This is a genomic window from Hymenobacter gummosus (genome assembly GCF_003970915.1).
GTDB classification, from domain to species: Bacteria; Bacteroidota; Bacteroidia; order Cytophagales; family Hymenobacteraceae; genus Solirubrum; species Solirubrum gummosum.
This window is the reverse complement of the sequence record NZ_RXOF01000001.1, coordinates 501,177-518,837: the sequence shown is the minus strand read 5'-3', so window position 1 is coordinate 518,837 and position 17,661 is coordinate 501,177. Positions and strand designations below refer to the sequence as shown.

Below are 17,661 nucleotides of genomic sequence, written 5' to 3'. Positions count from 1 at the left end.
TGGCTAAATGGCTGGCCGTTCCAGCGTCAACAGAACGACCAGCCATTTAGCCATTCAACCATTTAGCCATTCAGTTACGGCTTATTCGAGTCGACGACGGGGCGCTGCTCCCGGTTGGCCACTTCCCAGGCGGTGTAGAATACCAGCCGGGCGCGCTCGGCCAGCTTGTCGAACTCAATCTTCTCCACGTCGTCGGTGGCCTTGTGGTAATCCGAGTGCAGGCCGCTGGTGTAGAAGATGACCGGGATGCCGTGGCGGGCGAAGTTGTAGTGGTCGGAGCGGTAGTAGAGGTGCTCCTGGTCGTTGGGGTCGTTGTAGAAGTAGTCCAGCTTCAGCCGCACGTACCGGTCGTTGGCGGTTTCGCTGAGCGCGTGCAGCTGCGACGACAGCTTATCCGAGCCGATGAGGTAGATATACCGGTCGGTGGGGGAGTGACGCGGGTCGGTGCGCCCGATCATGTCGATGTTCAGGTCCGTTACCGTCTGGGCCAGCGGCAGCACCGGGTGGCCGGTGTAGTAGTCGGAGCCGAGCAGGCCGCGCTCCTCGCCGGCGTTGAGCAGGAACAGGATGCTGCGGCGCGGCCCGCGGCCCTCCTTTTTGGCCTGCACGAAGGCCTGGGCCAGCTCCAGCACCGCCGAGGTGCCCGAGCCGTCGTCGTCGGCCCCGTTGAAGATGGTGTCGCGCTGAATGCCCACGTGGTCGTAGTGGGCCGAAATGACCAGCACCTCGTCCTTCTTGTCCGAGCCTTCGAGCAGGCCCAGTACGTTTTCGGAAGCCAGCTCGGTGCGCGTCTGGGGCACCACAATCCAGAAGGATTGGGGCCGGAGCGCGTCCTGCGGGGGGCGCTGGGTGGTGTAGCTGCCAAATACGTACTGGCCCAGCGCCTCGGGCGTAGCCCCGAGCAGGGCCGCGCCCAGCTCCAGCGAAGTCAGGTAGGTGCCCAGGCCGCTGGGCGGCGCATCGTTGAGCATCAGCCCGCTCAGCGGCTGGCGCACCGGGGCCGTCAGCTCGTAGCCGGGCTCGGTGAGGGCCTCACCCATGCCGTCGGCCATCAGGCTGAAGCTGCTGCTGGGCGCGAAGGTTATCATCAGAATGCTGCGGGCGCCCTTGTCGCGGGCCAGGGCGGCCTTGCGGAAGGCCGTGCTCCACTCCGATTCCTGCTTGGAGCCCGAGAGCAGGAAGTGGCCGCGCCCGTCCGTCGGCTCGCCCTGCAGCACGATGACGTCCTTGCCCCGCACGTCCTGCCCGGCGTAGTCGTTGTACTTGTCCGTTTCGATGCCAAAGCCCAGAAACACCGGCTCGACCTTGGTGACGGAGGTAAACGGCGAAGGCCCGAAGCCCACGAAATGCCGTCCGGCCTCGAACTCCTGCCCGCCGCCGCCCGCCGTGCCGCCCACCCGCACCATGCCCGGCCCAGTGGGCGCGTATCGCAGCAGCCCGAACGGCTGCAGATACGGATTGGTGGCTCCCGGCACCGGCCCCGTCAGCCCCAGCTCCCGAAAGCGCGTCGACAGGTACTCAGCGGCCAGTTTCTGCCCCTTCTCCCCAGTGGCGCGCCCCTCGTAGGCATCCGAGGCCAGCACCGACAAATGCTGGCGCAAATCGGCCGCCGTGATGGTGCTGGCGTAGGTCTGCACCTCGGTGGCCGGCGCGGGCGCCGCGGCCTGGCTGGCGGAGGTTTTGGTTTTGACCTTGGTTTTGCGCTGGGCCTGGGCCGCCGGCGTACCGAGGCCGATAGCCGCGGCCAGCAGTAAGGGTAGGAGGGGAATGCGGAGCATAATAGCTAATGGCTGAATGGCTGAATGGTTAAATGGCTGGTTGTTCTCGAACGACCAGCCATTTAGCCATCCAGCCATTCAGCAATTTAAGGCTTATTCGAGTCGACTACGATGCGGTTGTCGCGGTTGACCAGCTCCCAGGCGGTGTGGAACACCAGGTGGTTGCGCTTGGTCATCAGCGGAAACTCGATTTTGTCCACGTCGTCGGTAGCCTGGTGGTAATCGGCATGGTCGCCGGTGGTGTAGAAAATGACCGGCACCTTGTGCTTGGCGAAGTTGTAGTGGTCGGAGCGGTAGTACACGCGCTCGGGGTCCTTGGGGTCGTTGTAGCGGTAGCCCAGGTCCAGTTGGGTGTACTTCTTGTTGGCTTCCTCGCTGATGGCGTGCAGCTCCGAGGAGAGCTTGTCGGAGCCCACCAGCTCCACGTACTGGTCGCCGGCCTTGTGCTGGTCGTCGTAGCGGCCCACCATGTCCATGTTCAGGTCGGCAATGGTTTGGGCGAGCGGAATGACGGGGTTATCGGTGTAGTACTCCGAGCCGAACAGGCCCTTTTCCTCGCCCGTCACCGTCAGAAACAGGATGCTGCGGCGCGGGCCGTGCCCGTCCTTTTTGGCCTGCACGAAGGCCTCGGCCTGCTCCAGCACCGACACCGTGCCCGAGCCGTCGTCATCGGCGCCGTTGTACACCTTCCCGTCCTGGATGCCCAGGTGGTCGTAGTGCGCCGACAGCACCAGCACCTCGTCCTTTTTGTCCGAGCCTTCCAGCAGGCCCATCACGTTTTCGGTGGCGAAGGTTTCGGTTTTGCGCGGGGCGCGCACCGTCACTTTCGCGGGCTTGAAGGGCGACTTTACCGGCTGGCCCGCGGCGGCCACGGCGGCCTGGTACTTGGCCAGCCCGGCGGCATTGGTGCCCAGCAGGGCCACGCCCACCGCCGGCGACACCGAAAACGAAGCCGCCCGGGCCGGGCCCTGCTTGCCCGGGAAGTTCATGCGCGACTGGCTCAGGTAGGGCTTGATGCGGGCCAGCAGCTGGATGAATTTGTCGGCGTCGGGGTTGATGATGAACACCGAGCGCGGATTCTTGCGCATGGCCAACGACTCCTTCATGCGCGGATCGGCCCACTTGCTGGGCTTGCCCTCCTGGCCCAGCACGGGCTTGCCGTCCTTCAGCGGCTCCCCGCCCAGGATGATGATGTCCTTGCCGGCCACGTCCAGCCCGGCGTAGTCGTTGTAGCCTTCCTGCTCGATGCCGTAGCCCACGAACACGGGCTCCACCACGGTGGGCTGCGCAAAAACGGCGTTGCCGCCCACGTAGTAGTCCGTCAGCGCCTGGAAGCTCTGCTTTCCCACCAGCAGCTGCATCTGCTCGTAGGCCCAGCTGCTGCGCTCCATGGTAAAGTGCTGGATGTAGGGGTTGTCGGAGTTCGGCACCGGCCCGGTCAAGCCCAGGGCGGCAAACTGCTTGGCCAGGTACTCGGCGGCCATTTTCTGGCCTTTCTGGCCGGTTTCGCGGCCCTCGTACTCGTCGGAGGCCAGCACCGTGAGGTGGCGGCGCAGGTCCTCGGGCGTGATGGTATTGGCGTACTGCACCGACCAGTCGACGGGCGCGGCCGGGGTGGCCGCTGGCTCCGCGGCCTGCTCGGTTTTACGCTTGAGCTTCACCTTGCTCTTCTGAGCCAGGGCGGCCGGGCTGCCAGCCACCACGGCGGCCAGCAACAGGGCGGGGAGGATAAGTCTGGGCATAGGGGGTAAATGGTCAAATGGCTGTATGGTTAAATGGCTGGTCGTGCTGGTTTGCTAAATGGTTAAATGGCTGCATGGCTAAATGGTTGATTGTTCTTGAACGACCAGCCATTTGACCATAGAGCCATTTAGCCATGCAAAGAAACCAGCACGACCAGCCATTTAACCATGCAGCCATTTAGCCATTCAATTAAGGCTTATTCGAGTCGACGACGATGCGGTTTTCGCGGTTGGCCAGCTCCCAGGCGGCGTAGTACACCAGCCGGGCGCGCTTCTCCATTTTGGGGAATTCAATCTTGTCCACCTCGTCCTTGGCGCCGTGGTAGTCGGCGTGCACCCCGTTGAAGAAGAAGGCCACCGGGATTTTGTGCTTGGCGAAGTTGTAGTGGTCGGAGCGGTAGTAGAAGCGGTTCGGGTCGGCCGGGTCGTTGAAGCGGTAGTCCAGGTCAATCATCGTGTACTCCTTGTTGGCGTTTTCCACGATGTTGTACAGCTCCGAGCTCAGCTTGTCCGAGCCGATGACGTACACGTAGTCGGGCTTGCCCTCGTGCTCCTTGTCGGTGCGGCCCACCATGTCGATGTTGAGGTCGGCAATGGTTTGCGCCAGCGGGAATACGGGGTGGTCGGTGTAGTACTCCGAGCCCAGCAGGCCCTTTTCCTCGCCCGTCACCGTCAGGAACAGGATGCTGCGGCGCGGTCCGTTGCCCTCGGCCTTGGCCTTCACAAACGCCTCGGCCATTTCCAGCACCGATACCGTGCCCGAGCCGTCGTCGTCGGCCCCGTTGTGCACTTCCCCGCCGATGATGCCGATGTGGTCGTAGTGAGCCGACACTACCAGGATTTCGTCCTTCTTATCGGTGCCTTCCAGGAAGCCCAGCACGTTTTCGGTGGTAAACTGCTCCCGCTTCTTGGGCGCCACCACCGTGAACTTGGCCGGCTTAAACGCCGCGTTGTTGGGCTTGCCCATCGAGGGCACACCGGCCTCGTACTTGCGCACGGCTGCTTCGGTGGTGCCCAGCAGCTTCAGCCCCAGGGCCGGCGAGACGAAGAACGTGGCCGCCCGGCCCGACTGCGGCGCGCCCAGGAAGCTGATGCTGGGCCGGGTCAGGTAGGGTTTCTGGGTGCTGGCCGTCTTCTCGAAGGAGTAGCCCGGCGCGTAGTCCACGAAGAACACCGAACGGGCGCCCTTCTGGGTGGCCAGCGCCGATTTGGCGCGGTAGTCCCGACCCCACTTGGTGGCGTTGCCGTCCTTGCTGAGCACCGGCTTGCCGCCCTTCATCGGCTCCCCGAGCAGGATGATGAGGTCCTTGCCCTTCACGTCGAGGTCGGCGTAGTCGGTGTAGCCTTCCTGCTCGATGCCGTAGCCCACGAACACCGGCTGCAGCGCGGTTTCCTTATCGAAGGGCGAGTTGCCGGCGCCGTAGAAGTCCTTCATCCACTGGTAGCTCTGCCCGCCCACTTTCAGCGTGCCGGTACCGGCCCAGGTGCTGCGCTCCATGGTAAAGTGCTGCAGGTAGGGGTTGTCGGAGTCGCGTACCGGCCCGGTCAGGCCCAGGGCGGCAAACTGCTTGGCAATGTATTCGGCGGCCATTTTCTGGCCCTTTTCGCCGGTTTCGCGGCCCTCGTACTCGTCGGAGGCCAGCACCGTGAGGTGGCGGCGCAGGTCTTCCTGCGTGATGCCGTCGGCGTAGATGCGGGCCTTGTCGACGGGCAGCGGGGCCTGGCGGGTGGGCTGCGGGGCCGGGGCTACGGTGGCCGGCGTTTCGGTTTGGTCCTTGTCTTTGCGCTTGACCTTTACTTTGCGCTTGCCCGCGTCCTGGGCGGTGGCCGAACCGGCCAGCAGAGCCGCGGCCAGCAGCAGGGCCGGCATTCGTTTGTACGACATAAGCAGGAAGAGGCCGCCCCGCCAGGGGCAGCTGGTTGTGGTGGTGAGTGAGTGTAGGAGCGAAGGACGCCCTCCGAGCGCCCGGGGTTGCCGTCCGAATCAGGCTTTGGTGATGAGCACCGCGGCGTAAGCCGCCACGCCCTCGCGCCGGCCCACGAAGCCCAGCTTCTCGGTGGTAGTGGCCTTGATGCTCACGTCGTCCGCATCGATTCCCATCACCTCGGCCAGCACGCGCTGCATTTCCGGAATGTGCGGGTTCACCTTGGGCTTCTCCAGGCAGATGGTCGAGTCGATGTTGCCAATCTCGTAGCCCCGCTCGCGCAGCAGGCGCACCACCTCGCGCAGCAGGCGCTTGGAGTCGATGCCCTTGTACTGCGGGTCGGTGTCGGGGAAGTGGAAGCCGATGTCGCGCAGGTTGGCCGCGCCCAGCAAGGCGTCGCAGATGACGTGGATGAGCACGTCGGCGTCGGAGTGGCCGAGGGCGCCGTGGGTGTGCGGTACCTGGATGCCGCCGAGCCAGAACGGCAGGCCTTCCTGAAGCTGGTGAACGTCGTAGCCGAAGCCGGTACGGATGCGCATGAGTCAGTAGGGAAATGGTGAGCTGGTGAAAAGGTGAGTGGGGCACCGGGCTTGCAAGGTACAACGCAGGCGGGCCGCTGACCTCAGGGGCGGTAGAACTGGAAGTGGTAGTTATTGAGGTAGCGCAGGGTGCGCAGCAGGTGCTGGCGGTCGGGCGCGTCGAGGTCGGCCAGCACCACCTGGGGCATCTGCTCCAACTGCTCGTACACCTGGCGCACCACCTGGGCGCCCTGCTCGGTGAGGGAGAGGCGCTTGGCGCGGGCGTCCCGCTCGTCGGGCGTTTCCTGGATCAGCCCGCGGCGCTGCAGCCGGCGCAGAATGTCCATGCCGGTGGTGAGGTCGGTCACGTTGGCGGCGCAGACCTCCTTTTTGGTCGGCCGGTCCATTTCCCCGATCAGGGCCAGAAACAGGAATTCGTCGGGGCCGGCAAAGCCGTGCTCGGCCATGATGGGCTTGGTGTAGAAGCGCACGTAGCGGGTGAGCCGGCCGGCAAAAAACCAGGCCAGGAAGTCGTCGTCGAGGGTGTAGGCCTCCAGCACCCGCTGCCCGGCCTGCAGCTGCGCCTCCGCCTCTGCGGGGGGCGGCGGGCTAGCCCGGAGCGGGTCGAGGTGGGTGAGCAGCCAGATGGCAAACTCGCGCAGGTCGCCCTGCGGATGCTCGGCGCAAAAACGCTCCCATTCGGTGAGCAGGGGCACGGCGGACGGCGTAGACATGCAGAAAGCTGAATTTTATTTCCGTAGCTAAAAACAAAATATACTACGATATCGTTGTATTTGCGCTGGCTGATCCGGCTACGGCTTCAGCCCAAAAATACGCGTTGGCCGCGCCCCACACCGCGGGCTCCAACGCCAGACTCTATTGCCGCCCCGTACCGCCGACCAAAAAAACCGCCTCCTCCGATGAACCCGAACAAGAAAATTCTGATAGCCGGCGCCAGCATTGCCGGCCCCGCGCTGGCCTACTGGCTGCAGCGCTACGGCTTCGAGGTGACGGTGGTGGAGCGTGCCCCGGCGCCCCGCTACGGCGGGCAAAACATCGACGTGAAGGGCGCCGGGCGGCAGGTAGCGGTGAAAATGGGCCTCGAAGAAGCCATCAAGGCGGCCAACACCGGGGAGGTCGGCGTGCAGTTCGTGAACGAGGACAATGAGGTGGAGGCCAGCTTCCCCAAGGACAACCCCAACGGCCTGACCAGCGAGCTGGAAATTCTGCGCGGCGACCTGGTGCAGATTCTCTACAATGCCACCAAGGAGGCGGTGCGCTACCAGTTTGGCACCCACATCGTGGGCCTCTCGGAGCAGGCCGAGGCGGTGCGGGTGACGCTGGCCGACGGCCGCACCGAGGCGTACGATCTGGTGGTGGCCGCCGACGGCCTGCGCTCGGCCACCCGGCAGCTCATGTTCGGCGACGAGCCCGACATCAAGTTTCTGGGCCTGTACACCTGCTACCTCACCATCCCGCGGGCCGGCACCGATACCGACTGGGCCCGCTGGTACAACGCCCCCGATTCGCGGGTGCTGCTGCTACGGCCCGACAACAAGGGCACCACCCGGGCCTCCTTCAACTTCTTGGGCGACGAGGATGCCTACCAGCACCTCTCGCCCGACGAGCAGCGGCAGGTGCTGCGCGAGAAGCTGGCCGGCGCCGGCTGGGAAGCCCCGCGCCTCCTCGCCGCCCTCGACGACGACCCCGACCTGTACTTCGACGCCGTGAGCCAGGTGCGGGCGCCGCGCTGGACGCACGGCCGCTACGCCCTGCTGGGCGACGCCGGTTACTGCCCCTCGCCGATTACCGGCATGGGTACCACCCTGGCCCTGGTGGGCGCCTACGTGCTGGCCGGTGAGCTGGCCCGCCACCCCGAAGACCACCAGCAAGCTTTTACCGCCTACGAGCAGCGGCTACGGCCCTTCGTGGAGGCGGCCCAGGAGCTGCCACCGGGTACGCCGGCGCTGGTGTACCCGAGCAGCCGACTGGGGGTGGCCGTCCTCAACAAAGTGGCCGCCGTGCTGGCCAGCAAGCCCGTGGCGGCCATCAGCGCGTGGTTTAACCGGCCGGAGCGCGAGCCGGACAATAACCTGCAACTACCGGATTACGAACACGATGCCGCGTACTCGTAGGGCGCTGATGCAAGCCGGGGCCACATGCCGGCCCGGCCCGCGACGTCCGGGTGATAAAAATTAATCTACTCCGATAAAGTATTCGGGCGGGCTCTGCGTCTGCCCGGGCGAAGCCGCCGCGGGAACCCTCAACAACATGATTATGTCTGCAAAAAAAACTAATGGAAACTTTGGAGACATCGAAAGTTTCCGTTGTACCTTTGTGGCGTGAGTATGGAAACCAAGGACCGGATTATGCAGGCTGCCGTCGAGCTATTCATGCGCAACGGCATCCGCAGCGTCTCGATGGATGACATTGCTGCCCGGCTCGGCATGTCGAAAAAGACCCTTTACAAATGGTTCGATAACAAAGACCAGATTGTGCTGGCCACCATGCAACAGCACCTGACGCAGGAAGAATCGAACTGCGAGGTGGTGTTTACGACCGGCGCCAACGCCCTGGAGGAGAACTACAACCTGATGCAGTGGCACAAGACCATGCTGGCGGGCATCAACCCCAGCATCTTCCACGAGCTGCAGAAGTACTACCCCGAGGCCTGGGCGCTGTTTGAGCAGCACAAAAACACGTTCATCCTGCAGAAAATCGTCGAGAACCTGAACCGCGGCATTGCCGAGGGCGTGTTCCGGGCCGACCTCGACGTGGAAGTGCTGGCCCGGCTGCGACTAGCCGAAATTCAGCTGATGTTCGATCCGAACGTCTTCTCGCCCAAGCACTTCGACTTGCAGCGGCTGCACACGGTCACCATCGAGCACTTTCTCTACGGCATTTGCACCCTGCAGGGGCACCGCCTGATCAACCAGTACCGTCAGCTGACGGAACAGGACTAACTCCCCCACTACGCTCTCACCATTCGTTTCGCTATGAAAAAAGCGGTTCGCCTATTGCTGCTACTGGCAGCCTTGGGCTTCCTGGGCCTGCACGAAATGCTCGCTCAGACGCCGGCTCCGGGCCAGGCCCCCGTTGCCTCGGGTGTACCCATGTCGCTCAGCCTGCAGCAGGCCGTCGACTACGCCCTGAAAAACAAGTCTTCGCTGCTGGCCACCCGCCTGGGTGAGCAGACGGCCCACGCCCGCGTCGGCGAAATCCGCTCGGCGGGCCTGCCGCAGGTGAACGTGGCCGCCAACCTGGCCGACAACTTCAAGCTGCAGAAGTCCCTGGTGGACGTGGGCGCCTTCGGGGGCTCCACCGCCACCCAGCTCACCGGTGCCGACGTAGCCGCCGCCCAGGGCGGGCAGAGCGTGAATCTGCAGCAGGTGCAGGTAGAGCGGGCTCCGGTGCCGCCCCAGGCCCTGGCGTTCGGCCTGCAGTGGGCCGGCAACACCAGCGCCTCGGTGTCGCAGCTGCTGTTCGATGGCTCGTATCTGATTGGCCTCAAGGCCGCTAAGGTGTACGAAGACCTGGCCAAGAAGCAGACTCAGCAGGCCGAAATCGACGTGGTAGAGCAGGTGCAGAAGGCCTACTACAGCACGCTGGTGGCCCGCGCCCGCCTGGCGCTGCTGGCCCGCAACGTGCAGCGCCTCGACACGCTCTTGTACCAGACCAACGCCACCTTCAAGGAAGGCTTCGTGGAAAAGCTCGACGTGGACCGCCTGCGCGTGCAGCGCAACAACCTGGTGGTGGAGCAGCAGAAAGCCCAGCGCCTGACCGAGTTGAGCGTGGCCCTGCTGAAGTTCCAGATGGGCCTGCCCCAGGACCAGGCCGTGGTGCTGAGCGACCAGCTAGACGGCGCCCTGGTGGATGCCTCGGCCCTGCGCCAGCGCCTGGGCTCGGCCAACTTCGCCACCGGCGGCGGCGACCCGGCCCTCGGCGGCGTGCCCACTACCCCGGCCCCGACCGGCAACGGCGCCGACCAGGCCCGCCAGGACCAGCAGACGGCCCTGACCGGCGCCCGGCCGCCCCAGGCCGCCGCGGCCTTCAACTACAACAACCGCATTGAGTTCAGCACCCTGGAAACCCAGCAGGCCCTGGCCGGCCTCGACCTGGCCAACCGCCGCGCCGGCGCCTACCCGCGCCTTGTGGCTACGGCCGCCTACGGTTTCAATGGCTCGGCCGCTAACCCCGGCAACCTGTTTGCCTTCCGCGGCCCGAACTCGCGCGACGGCAACGGCTTTCCGAACCAGAACTGGTTTGGCTTCGGCAACGTGGGCCTGAGCCTGCAGATTCCGGTGTTCGACGGCTTCCGCCGCAAGTACCAGGTGCAGCAGGCCCGCATTCAGCAGCAGACGATTGAGCGCGGCTTTGAGACGCTGCGCCAGAGCATCGACCTGCAGGACGCGCAAAGCCGCACCACGCTGGTCAACGCCCTGGACGTGCTCGACAACCAGAAAGCCAACCTGGACTTGGCTACCGACGTGGCCCGCGTGTCGCGCATCAAGTTTCAGGAGGGCGTAGGCTCGAACCTGGAAGTCATTACCGCCGAAACCGATTTGCGCTCGGCCCAGACCAACTACTACGCCGCCCTTTACGACGTGCTGGTAGCCAAAGTGGACCGCGACAAAGCCACCGGCGAGCTGTACAACCAGACGAAAAAGTAAGGAGCTAGCCGTCAGGAGCTACGAGCTAGAAGCTCCTGACCTAGCCAGTTGATACTCCCCCGATTCTAGCTCCTAACTCCTTGCTACTAGCTCCTTCTCCAATGAAATACGTTTCTTCTTCGGCGCTGCTGTTCCTGGCTTTCCTGGCTTCGTGTGGCGGTGAGAAAGACCCCAAAGCCGAGCTGGCCAAGCTCAAGCAGGAACAGGCCGCCAACGCCGCCAAGATTGCCGAGCTGGAAGCCAAAACCGGCAAGCCGGCCGAAGGCGTAGCCGCCACGCCCGTGTCGGTTATCAGCGTGCAGCCCGAAAGCTTCACCAGCTACCTGGATGTGCAGGGCCGCGCCGACTTTGACGAAAACGCCAACGTGTCGCCCCGCGTGCCGGGCGTGCTCACCAGCATCCGCGTGCAGCGCGGCGACCGGGTGAGCAAGGGCCAGGTTATTGCCACCCAGGACGCGGCCGTGCTCGAATCGGGCATTGCCGAGCTGCGTACCCGCCTCGACCTGGCCAAGACCGTGTACGAAAAGCAGGACCGCCTCTGGAAACAGCAGATCGGCACCGAAATCCAGTACCTGCAGGCCAAAAACAACTACGAGGCCCTGCAGCGCAGCCTGGCCACCCAGCAGCAGCAGCGCGCCATGTACAATGTGGTAGCTCCGTTCAGCGGCACGGTGGATGAAGTGCCGGCCAAGGTGGGTGAGATGGGCAACCCCGGCGTGCCGGTGGTGCGCCTGCTCAGCGGCGGCGGCGGCAAAATCGTGGCCGACGTGTCGGAAAACTACGCCAACACCATCAAGGCCGGCGACAAAGCCCTGGTGAGCATTGCCGATCTGGGCGTGAATGACGCGCCCTCGACCGTGCGTACCGTGAGCCGCACCATCAACCCGGCCAGCCGCACCTTCCCCGTAGAGCTGCGCCTGACGGGCTCGGCCGCCGCGCAGCTGCGCCCCAACATGGTGGCCACCGTGCGCATCCAGAACTACCGCAAGGCCAATACCACGGTGCTGCCCGTGGACCTGGTGCAGAAAGACGACCAGAACAGCTACGTGCTGGTGGTGCGCGACCAGGGCGGCAAGAAAGTGGCGGCCAAGCGCGTGGTCCGCACCGGCAACACCTACAACGGCAAAGTAGAGGTGCTCAGCGGCTTACAGGTCAACGACCAGGTTATATCGGCGGGCTACCAGAACCTCAACGAGGGCCAGCCGGTGGCGCCGGCCGGGGTATAGCCGCACCCTCAGCCCCCGCTCCCGCCGGAGCGGGGGGGGCTAGTTCTAGCTCTAGTCAGTTAAAAAAGCCTGTCACTGCTTTTCACACTTCAACCAACCTCCGCCTCCTAGCCCAGCTAGTCCTAACTATTTAGCGCTAGTGCCCCCGCTGCCGGGGGACTAGGAGGTGAGGCCACTCGGTCATGCAGGACGTCCAGAAAGAATTCAAGCCTACCAGCTGGTCTATCGACAACAAGACCAGCATCTACATCCTCACGCTGATTATTACCATCGCGGGGATATTCACCTATGTCAAGCTCCAGAAGGAGAACTTCCCCGACATCGTGGTGCCGCGCATCATCGTGGCCACCATCTACCCGGGCATTTCCCCTTCCGACATGGAGAACCTGGTCACGCGCCAGATCGAGAAGGAAATCAAGTCGGTGAACGGGGTGAAGAAAATCAACTCCACCTCCAACCAGGACTATTCCGTCATCGACGTGGAATTCAACACCAACGTGGACGTGCAGTATGCCAAGCAGCTCATCAAGGACGCGGTGGACAAAGCCCGCAACGAGCTGCCCAACGACCTGCCCACGCCGCCTTCGGTGCAGGAAGTGAGCTTCTCGGAGTTTCCCATCATGAACATCAACCTCAGCGGCAACCTGCCGCTGAGCCAGCTCAAGAAGCAGGCCGACGACTTCCAGGATAAAATCGAAGCCCTGCCCGAAATCAGCCGCGTTGATATTGTGGGGGCGCTGGAGCAGCAGGTCAACGTGGACGTGGACCTGTACAAGATGCAGGCCGCCCGCCTGGGCTTCAACGACGTGAGCCGCGCCATCCAGTCCGAAAACCTCACCATCTCGGGCGGCTCGGTGGAAGTAGGCGCCCAGAAGCGCGCCGTGCGCGTGGCCGGCCAGTACGCCCGCGCCGCCGACATTGCCGACATCCGCGTCAAGAACATGAACGGGGCCGACATCCGCCTCGGCGACATTGCCACGGTGGAAGACGCGTTCAAGGACCGCGAATCCTACGCCCGCCTCGACGGCAAGCCCGCCGTGACGCTCAACGTCATCAAGCGCAGCGGGGAAAACCTCATCGATGCCTCCGATAAGATTCAGCAGATTGTGAAGGACTCCCGGGCCTCGGTGCCGCAGGAGCTGAACATCACCATCACCGGCGACACCTCCAACGACACCCGCGTCACGCTCCACGACCTGATCAACACCATCGTTATCGGCTTCATCCTCGTGACGCTGATTCTGATGTTCTTCATGGGCACCACCAACGCCCTATTCGTGGGCCTGTCGGTGCCGATTTCCATGTTCCTGGCCTTCCTGATGATGCCCATGCTCGGCTTCTCGCTGAACATGATTGTGCTCTTCTCCTTCCTGCTGGCCTTGGGCATCGTGGTCGACGACGCCATCGTCGTCATCGAAAATACCCACCGCATTCTGCACGAGCACCCCGAGCTGAGCACGGCCCAGGCCGCCAAGTACGCGGCCGGCGAAGTGTTTGTGCCGGTGTTGGCCGGTACGCTCACCACCGTGGCCCCGTTCGTGCCGCTGGCGTTCTGGCCGGGCATCATCGGCGAGTTCATGTTCTACCTGCCCATCACGCTCATTGTCACGCTGATGTCCTCGCTGGTGGTGGCCTTCATCATCAACCCGGTGTTTGCCGTATCATTCATGGCGCGCGAAGACCACCACGGCGAAGCGGAGGTTAAGAAGTCCCGCCTGAGCCGCGGCTTTCTCACCGTGATGGGCGTGCTGATGGGCATTGCACTGCTGGGTTACTTGTTCGGTTCCTTGTTCGTGGGCAACCTGTTCGTGTTCCTGGCCGTGTTTGCCGCCCTCGACCAATTCCTGTTCTACCGCTGGATTGCCGGCTTCCAGACGCGGGTGTTGCCCGCCTTCCAGAACGCCTACGGCCGCCTGGTGGGCTGGGCCGTGCACGGCTCCAAGTGGCGCCAGGTGGGCATCATGGTCGGCATGGTAGGCCTGCTGATCTTCGGCTTCGTGGCCGTCGGCCTGCGCAAGCCCCAGGTGGAGTTTTTCCCCCAGGGCGACCCGAAATTCATCTACACCTACCTGCGCATGCCGGTGGGCACCAAGGTGGCCATTACCGACAGCATCACCCGGGTGCTGGAGCAGCGGATCTACAGCGTCATCGGCCGCAACAACCCCGACGTAGAATCGGTGATTAGCAACGTGGCCATCGGCGCCGACGACCCGCAGGACGCGGCCCGCACCGCCCAGTCGCACCTGGGCAAGGTAGCCGTGGCCTTCAAAGAGTTCAGCGAGCGGACCGGCCCGGCTACCAGCACCTACAAGGACAAAATCCGCGAGGTGGTGAAGGGCATTCCCGGCGCCGAAGTGGCCGTGGACCAGGAGCAGAACGGTCCGCCCCAGGGCAAGGCCATTGCCATCGAGGTAGCCGGCGACGACTACCAGCAGCTGGCCAAGCTGAGCAAGAAAGTGGAGCGCTACGTGGACTCGCTGCGTATCCCCGGCATTGAGGACCTGCGCACTAACTTGGAGGACCGCAACCCCGAAATTGCCGTCAACATCGACCGGCAGCGGGCCAACCGCGAGGGGCTGAGCACCGCTCAAATCGGCCTGGAAGTGCGCACGGCCATCTTCGGCTCGGAGGCCAGCAAGTTCAAGACCCCCGACGACGAGTACCCCATCCAGGTGCGCTACGCCAAGCCCTACCGCGACGACGTGGACGCCATCCTGAACTCCCGCCTGACCTTCCGCGACGCCACCGGCCAGATGCGCCAGGTGCCCATCTCGGCCGTGGCCGACGTGGAGTACGGCAACACCTACGGTGGCATCAAGCGCAAGGACCTGAAGAAAGTCATTACCATCTCCTCCAACGTGCTCGGGGGCTACACCGCGCCCGACGTGGTGGCCGAAATCGACCGCGCCCTGAAGGCCTACCCTACGCCTGCCGGCTACTCCGTGCGCATGGGCGGCGCCTCCGAGGACCAGCAGGAAACCCAGGACTTTCTGGGCGTGGCTGGCCTGCTGAGCATAGGCCTGATTTTCATGATTCTGGTCACGCAGTTCAACTCCGTGAGCAAGACATTTATCATCCTGTCCGAAATCATCTTCTCGGTTACGGGCGTGTGCCTGGGTCTGGCCGCCACGGGCATGAAAATCAGTATTGTAATGACCGGCGTTGGGGTCGTAGCCCTGGCGGGTATCGTGGTGAAGAACGGCATTCTGCTCGTGGAATTCACCGACATCCTGCGCGCCCAGGGCATGCCCCTGCGTGAGGCCCTGGTAACGGCCGGCCGCACCCGCCTGAACCCCGTTATCCTCACGGCGACGGCGGCCATTCTGGGCCTGATTCCGCTGGCTATCGGCCTGAATGTGGACTTCTACGAGCTGTTTGCGTCCGGCAACCCGCACTTCTTCATTGGCGGCGAGTCGGTGGTGTTCTGGGGCCCGCTAGCCTGGACCATCATCTTCGGCCTGGCTTTCGCCACGCTCATCACCCTGGTGGTGGTGCCGGTCATGTACCTCATCAACGAGTTGGTGCGGGCCCGCCTCACCGGCCAGGACCCCGACGCCAACGTCAGCAGGGTCGTCGATGAAGAAGAGGTATCCGCCGCCCGTCCGCCGGTCCTCGCCGAGTATTAAGCCTGAAGTCATACCAACCCGGTGGTGGGGGCGCGTTCTAAGCCCAAACCGCCCCGCCGCCGGGTTTTTGGGGCGCCCCGTTCGGGGCCGCCAAAAATCAGATGCAACCTTTTCCGTCCGAGCATACTCCGACCTACGGCCGCCGGCCGTGAGTCGGCAGCCCCGGGTCTTGTTTCTCCTCTTTTCCGTTCACACGTCGTTTCAACAGCCATGTTAACCCGAACGACTACCGCCCCTGGCAGCACCAACATCGAACAGCAGGTGCTCCGCATTATCAGCAAGCGCAAGGCTATCAAGCCCACCCGCCTGCGTGTTTCCAGCAACCTGAGCCGCGAGCTGGGCTTCGATACCGTCGACGTGGTCGACATCATTCTGGAGCTGGAGCGCCGCTTCCACATCACCATTCCTGACGAGGTGCCCCTGCACACCGTGCGCGACTTTGTGCGCTACGTGGCTTCGCACCTGGGTGGCTCCAAAGCCCGCTAAGCAGCGTCAACGCCAGCAATACCCACACGAGTACCCAGTCTGAAAAACGGCAGCGGCCCGCTTCTCTCCACGGAGGGAAGCGGGCCGTTGTTGTTGGAGCCGGGTAGGCCTAGCGCACGTTGCCGCCGGTGTCGCCGCCGCGGCCGTCGCTCAGGCGCGGGTCGCGGCTACCGGAGGTGCTGGCGGCCGTCACGTTGGGGTTGGGCACGTTGCCGGCTTCCGGGTGGTGGTCCGGGTCGGCGGGCGCCGGGTTGGCCGGGTCGGGGCTGGAGCCGCCGGGCAGGTCGGCCGTGCCGGCGTGCTTGGCCGATTCAGCGGTGGCCGTAAAGGAGCCGCTGCTGGTGCTGTGCTCGGCCTGCTCAATGGCCGAGGTAGCGGCGTCGGCAGTGCTCGGCATGTGGCGCACCGTGCCGGCCCGCTTGGCCGATTCGGGGGCCGGCTCAAACCGCTGATTGCTGGCCATGATAACCTGGGGCTTGGACCGCTCCCACTCCTCAAACTTGTCCATCTCGGTCTTGAGGGTGCTGGTAAACCAGGCCATCAGCGCCACGTCGTCGAGCAGACCAACCACCGGGATGAAGTCGGGCACCAAATCGATGGGGGAGAGGAAGTAGATGAGCACGGCCACGGCCCCGAGCACGGTGGGCGTGGGCACCCCGGTGTACTCGCCCGAGGCGGCGGCCTTCACCAGGCGAAACAGCGTCTGCAGGCTTTCCCAGGCCTCGTGGGCAATGTGGCCAATGTCTTTCTTGGCGTTGGCCTTGGTGTAGGCGTCGTTCAGCAGCTGCTTGATGCGCAGCGGCTGCTTGAGGTAGTCTTCGGCCTTGCGTAGAAAGCCCTTAAACAGGGGCGACGACGCGATACGCTCGCCGTCGGATTTGGGAGTTGCCATGAGTATAGGAGGTGAAGAGAGAACGAAACAACGGCGCCGGGCGGCGGCAGCCAGCTGCCGTGCTATACTGTTTCGCGGCAATAATAGTTATCAGTGGCTATATTCGGCCGAACCGAACGGTAGGGTACAAAAAAGCCCCGGCCGGGCAGGCAGGGGCTTCAAAGGGAGTAGCTGTTGAGAGAAGCTTACTCGGAAATCACGCGGCCGGCCGCGTAGAAGTTGCGGTGGTAGTAGGGCTGCTCCAGCGAGCTGACCATTACGCCGCCGTTGGTGGCCGAGTGGGCGAACTTACCGTCTTTCAGGTAGATGCCGACGTGGTAGATGGGCTGGCCCGGGCCGCGGCGGAAGAACACCAGGTCGCCGGTCTTCATTTCGTCCTTGGCTACGCGCTTGGCGTTCGAGAACATGGAGCGGGAGCTGTGCACCAGCGTGATGCCGTAGGCTTCCTTGAAGACGCGGGTCACGAAGCCGGAGCAGTCGGTACCCTTCTTGGTGTTGGAGCCGAAGCGGTAGGGAGTGCCGAGCCACTCGGTGATGGTGCGCAGCAGCGAAGCATCTTCAGTGTAATCGGCCTGAATGCCCAGGGCCTGCGAGTAGTAGCCGATGTTGAGCGAGTCGCGGAAGCCTTCAGGGCCGTTGCCGTCGTCGAAGGAGAGGAGGGAGGCCTGAGCGAGGGCCGGGGAGCCGGCAGCGCCCTCGGCCGGAGCGTAATCAAAGAAAAAGGAAAGAGCCAGTGAAACAGCGGCGAGGCAACACAAAAGGGTATTCTTCATTGTCCGTCGTGTGGGTGGTGGATTC

13 protein-coding genes are annotated in these 17,661 nt (G+C 63.9%); 6 read left to right on the top strand and 7 right to left on the bottom strand.

Annotated elements, in window-relative coordinates; translation table 11 throughout:
• Positions 1-74: 74 nt before the first annotated feature.
• The 5 genes from EJV47_RS02300 to EJV47_RS02280 all read right to left on the bottom strand — a co-directional run bounded on the left by EJV47_RS02300 (position 75) and on the right by EJV47_RS02280 (position 6,697).
• Positions 75-1,778 (bottom strand): M28 family peptidase, encoded by a 1,704-nt coding sequence (locus EJV47_RS02300; RefSeq protein WP_207895811.1) that lies wholly within the window; start codon positions 1,776-1,778, stop codon positions 75-77.
• A gap of 86 nt (positions 1,779-1,864) precedes the next feature.
• Positions 1,865-3,520, bottom strand: coding sequence for a M28 family peptidase (locus EJV47_RS02295; protein ID WP_126691516.1), 1,656 nt, complete (start codon positions 3,518-3,520; stop codon positions 1,865-1,867).
• 190 nt (positions 3,521-3,710) lie between these two features.
• Positions 3,711-5,405: a M28 family peptidase gene (locus EJV47_RS02290; protein WP_243650976.1), complete on the bottom strand. Its 1,695-nt coding sequence runs from the start codon at positions 5,403-5,405 to the stop codon at positions 3,711-3,713.
• Positions 5,406-5,504: 99 nt separating this feature from the next.
• Positions 5,505-5,984 carry a 2-C-methyl-D-erythritol 2,4-cyclodiphosphate synthase gene (gene ispF, locus EJV47_RS02285; protein ID WP_126691515.1) on the bottom strand — a complete coding sequence of 160 codons (480 nt, stop codon included), beginning with the start codon at positions 5,982-5,984 and terminating at the stop codon, positions 5,505-5,507.
• 83 nt (positions 5,985-6,067) lie between these two features.
• Positions 6,068-6,697, bottom strand: a complete 630-nt coding sequence (locus EJV47_RS02280) for a MarR family winged helix-turn-helix transcriptional regulator (RefSeq protein ID WP_126691514.1) — start codon at positions 6,695-6,697, stop codon at positions 6,068-6,070.
• A gap of 186 nt (positions 6,698-6,883) precedes the next feature.
• On the opposite strand from EJV47_RS02280, the gene EJV47_RS02275 reads away from it, so the two are divergent.
• From EJV47_RS02275 to EJV47_RS02250, 6 genes are all read left to right on the top strand, one after another.
• Positions 6,884-8,098, top strand: a complete 1,215-nt coding sequence (locus EJV47_RS02275) for an FAD-dependent monooxygenase (RefSeq protein ID WP_126691513.1) — start codon at positions 6,884-6,886, stop codon at positions 8,096-8,098.
• Between the two features lie 213 nt (positions 8,099-8,311).
• Positions 8,312-8,926, top strand: a complete 615-nt coding sequence (locus EJV47_RS02270; RefSeq protein ID WP_126691512.1) for a TetR/AcrR family transcriptional regulator — start codon at positions 8,312-8,314, stop codon at positions 8,924-8,926.
• A 33-nt stretch (positions 8,927-8,959) separates the two neighbouring features.
• Positions 8,960-10,633 (top strand): TolC family protein, encoded by a 1,674-nt coding sequence (locus EJV47_RS02265; RefSeq protein WP_126691511.1) that lies wholly within the window; start codon positions 8,960-8,962, stop codon positions 10,631-10,633.
• A gap of 101 nt (positions 10,634-10,734) precedes the next feature.
• Positions 10,735-11,859, top strand: a complete 1,125-nt coding sequence (locus EJV47_RS02260; protein WP_126691510.1) for an efflux RND transporter periplasmic adaptor subunit — start codon at positions 10,735-10,737, stop codon at positions 11,857-11,859.
• Positions 11,860-12,041: 182 nt separating this feature from the next.
• Entirely contained in the window at positions 12,042-15,485 is a 3,444-nt protein-coding gene (locus EJV47_RS02255; protein ID WP_126691509.1) for an efflux RND transporter permease subunit, read from the top strand.
• A gap of 210 nt (positions 15,486-15,695) precedes the next feature.
• A complete protein-coding gene (locus EJV47_RS02250) occupies positions 15,696-15,971 on the top strand; it encodes an acyl carrier protein (RefSeq protein WP_126691508.1) in 276 nt (91 codons plus the stop codon).
• 109 nt (positions 15,972-16,080) lie between these two features.
• On the opposite strand, the gene EJV47_RS28345 is transcribed toward EJV47_RS02250, so the two are convergent.
• Complete coding sequence (locus tag EJV47_RS28345; RefSeq protein WP_207895810.1) at positions 16,081-16,863, bottom strand: YkvA family protein; 783 nt, start codon at positions 16,861-16,863, stop codon at positions 16,081-16,083.
• 185 nt (positions 16,864-17,048) lie between these two features.
• The gene (locus tag EJV47_RS02240) at positions 17,049-17,636 is read right to left on the bottom strand and encodes a C40 family peptidase (protein ID WP_126691507.1); all 588 of its coding nucleotides are present in this window, start codon (positions 17,634-17,636) and stop codon (positions 17,049-17,051) included.
• Positions 17,637-17,661 lie beyond the last annotated feature (25 nt).